Annotated in this window: 8 protein-coding genes, 1 tRNA gene, 3 rRNA genes and 1 pseudogene; 8 read left to right on the top strand and 5 right to left on the bottom strand. The window is 46.3% G+C overall.

Annotated features, from left to right (window positions below):
- The 4 genes from VOA_RS01160 to rrf (VOA_RS01175) all read left to right on the top strand — a co-directional run.
- Positions 1-725, top strand: a 23S ribosomal RNA gene (locus VOA_RS01160); the annotation flags it as partial.
- Between the two features lie 110 nt (positions 726-835).
- Positions 836-951: ribosomal RNA gene (gene rrf, locus VOA_RS01165) — 5S ribosomal RNA — on the top strand.
- A gap of 49 nt (positions 952-1,000) precedes the next feature.
- A tRNA-Thr gene (locus tag VOA_RS01170) sits at positions 1,001-1,076 on the top strand.
- Between the two features lie 42 nt (positions 1,077-1,118).
- Positions 1,119-1,234: ribosomal RNA gene (gene rrf, locus VOA_RS01175) — 5S ribosomal RNA — on the top strand.
- Between the two features lie 58 nt (positions 1,235-1,292).
- Here the strand turns inward: rrf (VOA_RS01175) and VOA_RS01180 are convergent.
- The 5 genes from VOA_RS01180 to leuA form a co-directional block, all read right to left on the bottom strand.
- Positions 1,293-2,084, bottom strand: a complete 792-nt coding sequence (locus VOA_RS01180; RefSeq protein ID WP_000853567.1) for a DUF547 domain-containing protein — start codon at positions 2,082-2,084, stop codon at positions 1,293-1,295.
- 100 nt (positions 2,085-2,184) lie between these two features.
- Positions 2,185-2,787: a 3-isopropylmalate dehydratase small subunit gene (leuD, locus tag VOA_RS01185; RefSeq protein ID WP_000012779.1), complete on the bottom strand. Its 603-nt coding sequence runs from the start codon at positions 2,785-2,787 to the stop codon at positions 2,185-2,187.
- A 15-nt stretch (positions 2,788-2,802) separates the two neighbouring features.
- The gene (gene leuC, locus VOA_RS01190; protein WP_000030328.1) at positions 2,803-4,206 is read right to left on the bottom strand and encodes a 3-isopropylmalate dehydratase large subunit; all 1,404 of its coding nucleotides are present in this window, start codon (positions 4,204-4,206) and stop codon (positions 2,803-2,805) included.
- Between the two features lie 57 nt (positions 4,207-4,263).
- Positions 4,264-5,355: a 3-isopropylmalate dehydrogenase gene (leuB, locus tag VOA_RS01195; RefSeq protein ID WP_000130023.1), complete on the bottom strand. Its 1,092-nt coding sequence runs from the start codon at positions 5,353-5,355 to the stop codon at positions 4,264-4,266.
- Between the two features lie 112 nt (positions 5,356-5,467).
- On the bottom strand, positions 5,468-7,018 hold the full coding sequence (leuA, locus tag VOA_RS01200; protein WP_000999705.1) for a 2-isopropylmalate synthase: 1,551 nt from the start codon (positions 7,016-7,018) through the stop codon (positions 5,468-5,470).
- A gap of 319 nt (positions 7,019-7,337) precedes the next feature.
- On the opposite strand from leuA, the pseudogene VOA_RS19960 reads away from it, so the two are divergent.
- The 4 genes and pseudogenes from VOA_RS19960 to leuO all read left to right on the top strand — a co-directional run.
- Positions 7,338-7,494, top strand: a pseudogene (locus tag VOA_RS19960) (TetR/AcrR family transcriptional regulator); the annotation flags it as partial.
- A gap of 105 nt (positions 7,495-7,599) precedes the next feature.
- Entirely contained in the window at positions 7,600-8,133 is a 534-nt protein-coding gene (locus tag VOA_RS01205) for a phosphatase PAP2 family protein (protein WP_001263879.1), read from the top strand.
- Positions 8,130-9,230: an MJ1255/VC2487 family glycosyltransferase gene (locus VOA_RS01210; RefSeq protein WP_009356181.1), complete on the top strand. Its 1,101-nt coding sequence runs from the start codon at positions 8,130-8,132 to the stop codon at positions 9,228-9,230. The genes VOA_RS01205 and VOA_RS01210 overlap by 4 nt, the downstream gene beginning before the upstream one ends.
- A gap of 293 nt (positions 9,231-9,523) precedes the next feature.
- Entirely contained in the window at positions 9,524-10,483 is a 960-nt protein-coding gene (gene leuO, locus VOA_RS01215; RefSeq protein ID WP_000884668.1) for a transcriptional regulator LeuO, read from the top strand.
- Positions 10,484-10,606 lie beyond the last annotated feature (123 nt).

The raw sequence follows: 10,606 nt of genomic DNA, 5'->3' as shown, positions 1-10,606 counted from the left end.
TTGTATGTTTGATGTTCTAACTTAGACCCGTTATCCGGGTTGAGGACAGTGCCTGGTGGGTAGTTTGACTGGGGCGGTCTCCTCCCAAAGAGTAACGGAGGAGCACGAAGGTGGGCTAATCACGGTTGGACATCGTGAGGTTAGTGCAATGGCATAAGCCCGCTTAACTGCGAGAATGACGGTTCGAGCAGGTGCGAAAGCAGGTCATAGTGATCCGGTGGTTCTGTATGGAAGGGCCATCGCTCAACGGATAAAAGGTACTCCGGGGATAACAGGCTGATACCGCCCAAGAGTTCATATCGACGGCGGTGTTTGGCACCTCGATGTCGGCTCATCACATCCTGGGGCTGAAGTCGGTCCCAAGGGTATGGCTGTTCGCCATTTAAAGTGGTACGCGAGCTGGGTTTAGAACGTCGTGAGACAGTTCGGTCCCTATCTGCCGTGGGCGTTGGAAGATTGAAGGGGGCTGCTCCTAGTACGAGAGGACCGGAGTGGACGAACCTCTGGTGTTCGGGTTGTGTCGCCAGACGCATTGCCCGGTAGCTAAGTTCGGAATCGATAACCGCTGAAAGCATCTAAGCGGGAAGCGAGCCCTGAGATGAGTCTTCCCTGATACTTTAAGTATCCTAAAGGGTTGTTCGAGACTAGAACGTTGATAGGCAGGGTGTGTAAGCGTTGTGAGGCGTTGAGCTAACCTGTACTAATTGCCCGTGAGGCTTAACCATACAACACCCAAGGGGTTTTGTATTGGACTCAAAGCTAAGCGCATAAGAATGTGTGTGAGAACGAAGACAGCTTTCCAGATTATTCTCTAGAAATAGAGAGAAAGAATTTGCTTGGCGACCATAGCGTTTTGGACCCACCTGACTCCATCCCGAACTCAGAAGTGAAACGAAACAGCGTCGATGGTAGTGTGGGGTTTCCCCATGTGAGAGTAGAACATCGCCAGGCTTTAAATTTACAAAACACGTTACTTATAACGTGTTTTAAATTTTTGTGTGCTGATATGGCTCAGTCGGTAGAGCGCATCCTTGGTAAGGATGAGGTCCCCAGTTCGATTCTGGGTATCAGCACCATTTATTTCGATGCTTAGCTCAAAGCTGACATCAAAAAATTTGTTTGGCGACCATAGCACTTTGGACCCACCTGATTCCATCCCGAACTCAGAAGTGAAACGAAGTAGCGCCGATGGTAGTGTGGGGTTTCCCCATGTGAGAGTAGGACATCGCCAGGCTTTATTTACGAAGCCGCTGTAGAGATACAGCGGCTTTTTGCTACTTCACTTTTCTGTATTATTTCTTTTCTTTCGCATCGTTCAGTTTCCAATCATATTGATAGTCGATTTTGCCCGAATAAAGAGATAGCTCAGGACGATACTGCGCAAGGTGAATAAGAAGATCTTCTTTATTACCAAAATCAACGGCAAACCAGTCATAAATAGAGGAGAGGATTAAGGTGTCATTGTTCAATGTTGCTCCCTTACTGCTGTTGATAAAGGTATGTGCTGCATTACTAAGTAGTTGTTCTGTATTTTGTGCGGTAAAAGCTTGGGATTGCAGATTTGGGCAGCCTAGGCTGGCACAATTGACCGCATAATGGGTTCGTGGATCCTTCCAGATAGGGCGTAAAATTCGGTGCTCGATGTCATTGAGGGTTAGGGTTTGTCCTGCCACAGTAAAAACTTTCTCATCCCACGGCCCAAAACTGAATAGGCCCCCTAGTTTGGTTATGGACGCGACTGGGTAGTTATCCAAAATTAATTTCACTGTCAGAGCGTTGTAGAGATTAACCCAATATGCATATTGCTCTTGGCGGTTAAATTCTCTTGGATCCAATTTTGACAGTTGATCTAAGTAATCATTGAGTAGCGTTTTATCTTCCTTTGTTACCTCTGCATAGCGAAAGAGGGTGTTCTCCCCCACTTGAACAAGATTGCGATCGAGGATGCTTTGCCAAGCTTGGTGAGAGATGCTTGCCGTATTATTGTTATTACTTGCTTGCCAATAAGCCCAAAGCTCAGCCTTTGGTGCTGCATAAACGATGTTCGAAAAAATCAGAAGACAGAAAGCGAAGAGTGTTTTCATATCAGAGTAACCTTATCGTGAGATTGTGATTAGCTAGACCCGATGGCAACGCATTTTCTTTCGCGATAAAAAAGCTGCCATTAAGGCAGCTTAGTCATGCTTATTTTAAGAAGCTCGGCATTTTGGCTTCATACTCCGCAATTTTTGCTTCGTGCTGTAAAGTCAGGCCTATATTGTCTAAGCCATTGAGTAAACAGTGACGACGGAAATCGTCAATCTCGAAATGGTAAGTTTTGCCATTCGCGGCTACGCTAAGCGCTTCTAAATCAACGGTAATGGTTGCACCTTCCGTGTTGTGAACATAGCTAAAGAGTTCATTCACTTCTTGCTCGGTTAAACGAACGGGCACCATCTGGTTGTTGATCGAGTTACCATAGAAAATATCGGCAAAGCTTGGTGCAATCATAACTTTGATGCCGTAATCGGCTAATGCCCACGGGGCGTGCTCGCGTGATGATCCGCAACCAAAGTTTTCTCGTGCAAGCAAAATACTGGCACCTTGATAGAGAGGTTGGTTCATCACAAATTCTGGGTTCGATTTTTCACCCGCATCGTCCAAAAATCGCCAGTCGTGGAAAAGGTGTTTGCCAAAGCCAGTGCGATTCACTTTTTGCAAAAACTGTTTTGGAATAATCGCATCGGTATCGACGTTGGCTGCATCAAGAGGAACGACTAATCCGGTGTGTTGCTGAAATCCTGACATGGGGTTCTCCTTGAATTAAAACTGACGTATATCGACGAAGTGACCTGCAATCGCCGCGGCTGCCGCCATTGCTGGGCTAACTAAATGAGTACGGCCATCACGACCTTGACGCCCTTCAAAGTTGCGGTTTGAGGTAGATGCGCAGCGTTCTCCAGGCCCTAAGCGGTCATTGTTCATGGCTAAACACATTGAGCAACCCGGTAAGCGCCATTCAAATCCTGCTTCAATAAAGATCTTATCTAAGCCTTCGGCTTCGGCTTGCGCTTTCACCTGCTCAGAACCCGGTACAATAAGCGCTTGGACATGAGAGGCGACTTTTTTACCTTTGGCTACCGCTGCCGCAGCGCGCATATCTTCGATGCGCGAGTTGGTGCATGAACCGACGAACACTTTATCGACTTTATAATCGGAGAGCATTTTGCCAGCTTCAAGTCCCATATAAGCCAGAGCTTTTTCTGCTGAGCTGCGTTCAACAGGATCGGCAAACTGACTAGGTGATGGGATTGGCTCATCAACGGCAATCACTTGGCCTGGGTTGGTGCCCCAAGTTACTTGCGGTTTGATTTCGCTCGCTTCAAGAGTTACGACTGCGTCGAACTGTGCATCCTCATCGGTTTTTAAGGTTTGCCAATAGTCGACAGCGGCATCCCAATCATTGCCTTGTGGGGCAAATCTACGACCTTTAATGTAGTTGAATGTAGTTGCATCAGGGGCAATCAAGCCTGCTTTAGCACCTAGCTCAATCGCCATGTTACACACGGTCATGCGACCTTCCATGGAGAGATCGCGAATCGCTTCTCCACAAAATTCCACGACATAGCCTGTACCGCCAGCTGCGGTTGTTTTGCCAATGATCGCCAGTACGATGTCTTTAGCGGTAATGCCTGAAGCCACTTTGCCACGCACTTCGATTTTCATCGTCTTAGCGCGGCCTTGTTTTAGGGTTTGAGTGGCCAGTACGTGTTCTACTTCTGAGGTGCCGATCCCAAAGGCAAGCGAGCCGAAAGCTCCGTGAGTCGCGGTGTGTGAATCGCCACATACAATCGTCATGCCGGGGAGGGTAATACCAAGCTCAGGTCCCATCACATGCACAATGCCTTGGTACTTGTGGTTTATGTCATACAAAGTGACGCCAAATTCTTCGCAGTTTTTGGAAAGCGTTTGCATCTGGATTCGCGCCATTTCACCTGAGGCATTGATGTCTTTGGTGGTGGTAGAGACGTTGTGATCCATCGTTGCAAAGGTTTTGCTAACTTGGCGTACCGAGCGACCTTTTTCACGCAAGCCATCAAAGGCTTGTGGAGAGGTCACTTCATGAACTAGATGACGGTCGATGTACAAAATCGGCGTTTCACCCGGTGCGGCCACCACCACATGGGCATCGTAAATTTTTTCGTAAAGAGTTTTGGCTTTTGACATTGCTTCTTCCTTGAGCTCAATGAGCTAAAGAGGAGTGGGGTAACCCCACTCTCAAACTTATGAATTCAAAATATAGCTTGCGATTTTATCGCCCATTGCTGAGGTCGATAGGGCTGGTTTACTGCCTGCGAGATCTGCCGTCAGTTCACCTGCTGCTAATGCTTGGCTCACGGCATTTTCAATATCACGCGCTGCCGCTTCTTCACCCAAGCTGTAACGCAGCATGAGTGCCGCAGATAAGACCTGCGCGACAGGGTTAGCGATATTTTTTCCGGCGATATCAGGAGCGCTGCCGCCCGCGGGTTCGTACAGACCAAACTTGCTTTCGTTCATGCTGGCCGAAGGCAGCATGCCCATTGAGCCTGTGATCATCGCGCATTCGTCAGAGAGGATGTCACCAAAAATGTTCGAGCAGAGCATCACGTCAAACTGGGCAGGATCTTTAATCAGCTGCATGGTGGCATTGTCGATGTACATGTGCGAAAGCGCGACATCGGGATAATCCTTGGCAACCTCGCTGACCACTTCGCGCCAGAGAATCGAGCTTTGCAGCACATTGGCTTTGTCGATTGAGCAGACTTTTTTGCGGCGCAAGCGAGCGGACTCAAAAGCGATTCGCGCGATACGTTCAATTTCAAAACGATGGTAAACCTCGGTATCAAAGGCTTTTTCATTGGCGCCTTCACCTTCACGGCCTTTGGGTTGGCCAAAGTAAATGCCGCCAGTCAGCTCACGCACCACCACAATATCGAAACCGCGAGCAGATATGTCAGCACGAAGAGGTGAGAAGGCCTCTAAGCCTTGGTGAATTTGAGCCGGGCGCAAATTACAAAACAGTTGGAAGTGCTTGCGCAGAGGCAGCAAAGCACCGCGTTCAGGTTGCTCGTTAGGTGGCAGATGTTCCCATTTTGGTCCGCCTACCGAACCAAACAAGACCGCATCAGCTTCTTCACAGGCATGCAGAGTGTTTTCTGGTAATGGACAACCATGGTTATCAATCGCGATACCACCGACATCGTGTTCTTCACGACTGAAGTGAATACCGTGCTTTTGTTCAATGGCATCCAATACTTTGTGGGCTTGCGCCATCACTTCCGGGCCGATACCGTCACCGGGCAATACGGCAATTTTGTAATGTTTGTCTGTCATGCGAGTCCTTTATGATCGATTTTTAAGTTGTGTTTTTGGCGCCTAAGGTTTTTGAATACTGAAGCTACTCAGCATTAAGCAGTAACCTCAGTAGAGCTAAGAAGTATTAGTATTAAACCGTAGCGACGCTTTTTTTCTGTTTAATCTGGGCGATTTGATCCGCGCGATGAATGCTATTGATAACATGCAACAAGGCTTGACCGGAAGCTTCGACGATATCGGTTGAGACACCCGTACCGTGATATTTACGTCCTTTATAATTCGCGATGATATCTGCTTGACCAAGGCCATCTTCACCTTCGCCTTTGGCGGTGAGGTCGAATTTATCGAGTACAATCTCATACCCAGTTAGGCGGTAGATACACTGATATAACGCATCAACTGGGCCATTACCAACGGCGGCTTCGCATTTTTCTTCATCGCCGCACAGGAGTTTGATACTGGTGGTGGCCATCACGCTGCCGGATTGCACGCTCAAGTAGTTGAGTTTGTAGAAGTCATCTTCTTCACGCAAATTGGAGAAATGCATCAAGGCTTCTAAGTCATAATCAAATACCTGACCTTTACGATCCGCCAGCTTCAAGAAGTCCCCATACAAAGCATCCAAGTTGTATTCGTTTTCGTTGTAACCCATCGAGTCCATATGGCTTTTCACGGCAGCACGACCACTACGGCTAGTGAGGTTCAGTGCTTGGTTTTTCAGGCCAATTGATTCGGGAGTCATGATTTCGTAGGTGTTTTTGTTTTTGAGCATGCCATCTTGGTGAATGCCAGATGAGTGGCTAAAGGCATTGGCCCCCACAATTGCCTTGTTGCTTTGGATTGGCATGTTGCAAAGCTGACTGACTAGCTTACTGGTGCGGCTGATCTCTTCATATTTAATACCTGTAGTCACACCTAAAAACTCTTGGCGAGTTTTGATGATCATCGCGATCTCTTCCAGCGCGCAGTTACCTGCACGTTCGCCGATACCGTTGATGGTTCCCTCTACTTGGCGCGCTCCCGCTTGAATAGCGGCAATCGAGTTGGCTACCGACATGCCTAAATCGTCATGACAATGCACGGAAATGATCGCTTTATCGATATTGGGTACACGGTTAAACAGCGTTTGAATAATGCCGCCAAATTCGCTTGGAATTGTGTAGCCAACCGTATCTGGAATATTGATGGTACGCGCACCGGCATTGATCGTAGCTTCAACCATACGACAAAGGTTGTCGATAGGTGTGCGTCCTGCGTCTTCACAGGAGAATTCCACATCATCCGTGTATTGGCGAGCGTGTTTCACTGCTTTGACTGCCATTTCTACGACGTCATCGTAGCTACGGCGCAATTTGTCTTGCACATGGATAGTTGAAGTAGAAATGAAAGTATGAATACGGAAAGCTTCGGCAACTTTCAATGCTTCTGCCGCGGCATCGATGTCTTTCGCAACGGCTCGCGAAAGGGCGCAGACACGGCTGTTTTTGATGTGTTTAGCAATAGTTTGTACGGATTCAAAGTCACCAGGGGAAGACACAGGGAAACCCGCTTCGATAATATCAACCCCTAAGCGCTCCAGTGCGTAGGCGATTTGTAGCTTCTCTTTTACCGTCAGGCTGGCAGACAACGCCTGCTCACCATCGCGCAATGTGGTATCGAATATAATCACCTGATCGTTCATGTTTGCTTCCTCGCACTAGAGTTAACGACTAACTTCCTGAATATTGTTGTAAAAATCGGCTATAAAAAAACCCGCATCGGCTGCGGGTTTTTTATCTTGTGTGGTGTTCTTCGTCCACAACCTACCCGCGTGATGGTTCCACGATCAGTAGTAGGCCTAGCAGGAGAGAAAAACGCATTGTCATCATTAACAATCCACCAAATTAAGTTAACAGATTAGTACCGTACTCGACACAATGCGTCAACCCCAAAGTTGGTTTTTCATTCACATTGCTAAGTATTTGTGCGATATGTTGAGTCAGTCGCCGTGCGTGATTTGAGAGGGGATGGATCCACAACTATGCAAAATTGCCTACCTAAGCTTGATGATTTTTCCTTTTGTTGCACAAAATCCATGGATAACTGTCGTTGGCGCTTCTAGAGAAGTTAGTGGGACATAATATTCAATTAATGGAGCAAGGTTTGATTACTACTTAGCTATCCCCTGCCTACGTGTCACCATTTCGACAAGCAATTTTCACCAGATTGTCATTTGCCCCCGATAAGCTCAAAGCATCTCCTCATCGGTAAAAAGGATGTGTGATGCGAGTGATACAACCTATCGCTAAATTGGATTTAGCCTTTTCATTATTTTGCTTACAACACCGTTACAACATGCCAGTCGCAAGGCTCAGCAAATCGATTTCACATACGGGAGATGGACATCTTTATGCTGTTATGGGGCTACTCGCTTGGTGGTTAGATAGTGCCCATGGGCTGATTTTTCTGACGCTCGGCCTTCTATCCTTTGCAATTGAGCTGCCGATTTATTGGGTGTTGAAAAATAGCTTTCAGCGTCGTCGTCCGCAAGAGTTCTCATCGTTAGTAACCGCTTACATAACGCCTAGTGACCGTTACAGCTTGCCTTCTGGGCATACTGCTGCGGCTTTCGTGATGGCGACTCTGATTGGTTATATCTATCCTCATTGGTACGCACTCGCCATAATCTGGGCTGGGTTAATTGGTTTTGCGAGAGTTTTGTTGGGTGTTCATTTTGTGAGTGATGTTCTTGCCGGAGCGTTACTTGGGATTGGTAGTGCGACTTATGCGATCACTGTTGTGGAGAAAGCCATTTGAAAATTCTTTATGGAGTGCAAGGAACGGGGAATGGGCACATTGCGCGTTCAAGAGCCATGTGTGCGGCACTTAAGCAACAACATGTTGAAGTCGATTATCTTTTTTCTGGTAGGACTGCCGCGAACTATTTTTCGATGGAATGCTTTGGTGATTTCCAAACACGACAAGGGCTAACTTTTGCTACGGAAAATGGGCACGTTAATTACGTCAAAACCTTGCGTAGGAATAATCTGTGGCAATTTTGGCAAGATGTACGAGCTCTGGATCTTTCAGGTTACGATTTGATTTTAAATGATTTTGAGCCTGTTACTGCTTGGGCTGCTAAATTGCAAAACGTTCCTTGTATTGGTATTAGCCATCAAAATGCGTTTTTGTTTCCCGTACCTTTAAAAGGAGCTTCTTGGATCGATAAGGCGATCTTACGTCACTTTGCTCCAGCCCAATATCATCTAGGTTTGCACTGGTATCATTTCGATCAACCAATCTTGCCGCCTATTATCTACACGCCAGAGCAGCCGCTCTGTCATCAGGCATTTATTCTTGTTTACCTTCCATTCGAAAATCTTAATGAAATCTGTGAGTTACTTAATAGGTTCACTAATGTTCACTTCATCTGTTATCACCCTGACGTACAAGGGAATGAGCAAACCGAAAATGTTCAATTGTGCCGTTTACACCACGGGGATTTCCAACATCATTTACATCAATGTCATGGTGTGGTCACCAGTGGTGGCTTTGAATTACCTTCGGAAGCCTTAACTCTGGGGAAAAAATTATTGATGAAACCCTTATTGGGACAGTTTGAACAGCTTAGTAATGCTGCAACCCTTGAAACACTTGGGCTGGCGAGTGTGATGGAATTTCTGGACCCTGCCAGCTTACGCCTGTGGTTAGATGAAAAACAAGCGGAGCGAGTGTTCTATCCTGATGTTGCTCAAGCTCTAGTTGAGTGGATTTTGCAAGGGAAATGGGAGAGCAGCTCTGAGTTGTCTCTAAAGCTCTGGCAAAAAGTCGATTTCCCGAGTTATGCCATTTTGGGTAACGATTCCACTGTCTCAATGAATTCGCCGTTAAAACATTTTAAACGTGAATGTTAGTGTGTGGTAAATGAGTAAATCATAGTTCAGGTCAATAATTAATAAAAATTCATTAAGATTGCATTTTTATAGATTTTTATAAAAATTAATAGTCTTGATTAATAAGGTTTTTTTTTAGCAATGGCTAAAATTAACTGACTTTTTGTCAATGCTATTGCATAGCCTCAAATGATTAGTCGATATTACTCGCCATCCACCAAGTATCTGGGCGGTAAATATTAAAAACAGCGCTTATCTATTCACCTTCGATTTATGCATATCTATTGTTGGTGATTACACTGTGAGGCATGCAAATGTTAGATAAAAAAGACGCAATGAGTGCCATTGCGAGTTACCGCATGGAAAGCACCCTACGAGGCGTAGACCTCAACCTGTTAACCGTTTTTGACGCCGTGATGCAAGAGCAAAACATCACTCGTGCGGCACATAATTTAGGTATGTCACAGCCTGCGGTAAGTAATGCCGTAGCGCGTTTAAAAGTGATGTTCAATGACGAGTTGTTTATGCGCCAAGGGCGTGGTATCCAGCCAACTCAACGCGCTCGTCAACTGTTTGGCCCAATCCGTCAAGCATTGCAATTGATCCGTAATGAGCTGCCAAGTTCAGTGTTTACTCCTGAAACGTCGACTCGACTGTTTAAGCTGGCGATCTGCAGCCCTTGTGATCTGCGTTTTGCACCTCAAATCATGGCATCTATTGATGAGTTGGCTCCAAGCGTACAACTTCATTTGGATGCAGAGTTTGATCGCCAAATTGCAGAACGTATGCGTTATCAAGAGATTGATTTTGTTATCGACTATGCTCGTTTTGATGATCAGGGCTTCTCTAGCACTGAAATTTTCCAAGATGAGTTGGTGGTAGTCGCATCAAAATTACACCCACGCATTCAAAGCAATATCACCGCAGAGCAACTGACGGCTGAAAAACACGCCAAGCTGTCAAAAGTGCATGGTCAACGTAGCTTCTCTGAGTTGGCGTATCGTGAATTTGATTGCCAGTCATACTACGAAGGCACCAGCTTGAGTAATGTACTGTACGTTGTTGGCCAATCTGAATTGGTCACCGTTGCACCTCGTTGGATGGCAGAAAATGCCGCAAATCGCGATGAGCTTCAGATCCTCGACTTCCCATTTGCGGATGCCAAAATCTCAGGTTATCTGAGCTGGCACGAATCAAGTGAAAAGGACAAAGGTCATATCTGGTTGCGTGATCAACTGATGGTGATTTGTGGAGAAGTGGTCGCGAACCGCTAATCTTTTCACCAAACTGAGTCTTTAAGGCCTTGGGCAGTAAGAGCTGTCCAAGGCTTTTTTGTTACAGAATGAGTTTTAATCGATAACTTTGACGTTAGTCAGTTGTGTTTTGGCCTTTGAAAT

Source organism: Vibrio sp. RC586 (assembly GCF_000176715.1).
GTDB lineage: Bacteria > Pseudomonadota > Gammaproteobacteria > Enterobacterales > Vibrionaceae > Vibrio.
Note: the sequence above shows the minus strand (reverse complement) of the source record. Positions and strands in the feature narration are given on the sequence as shown.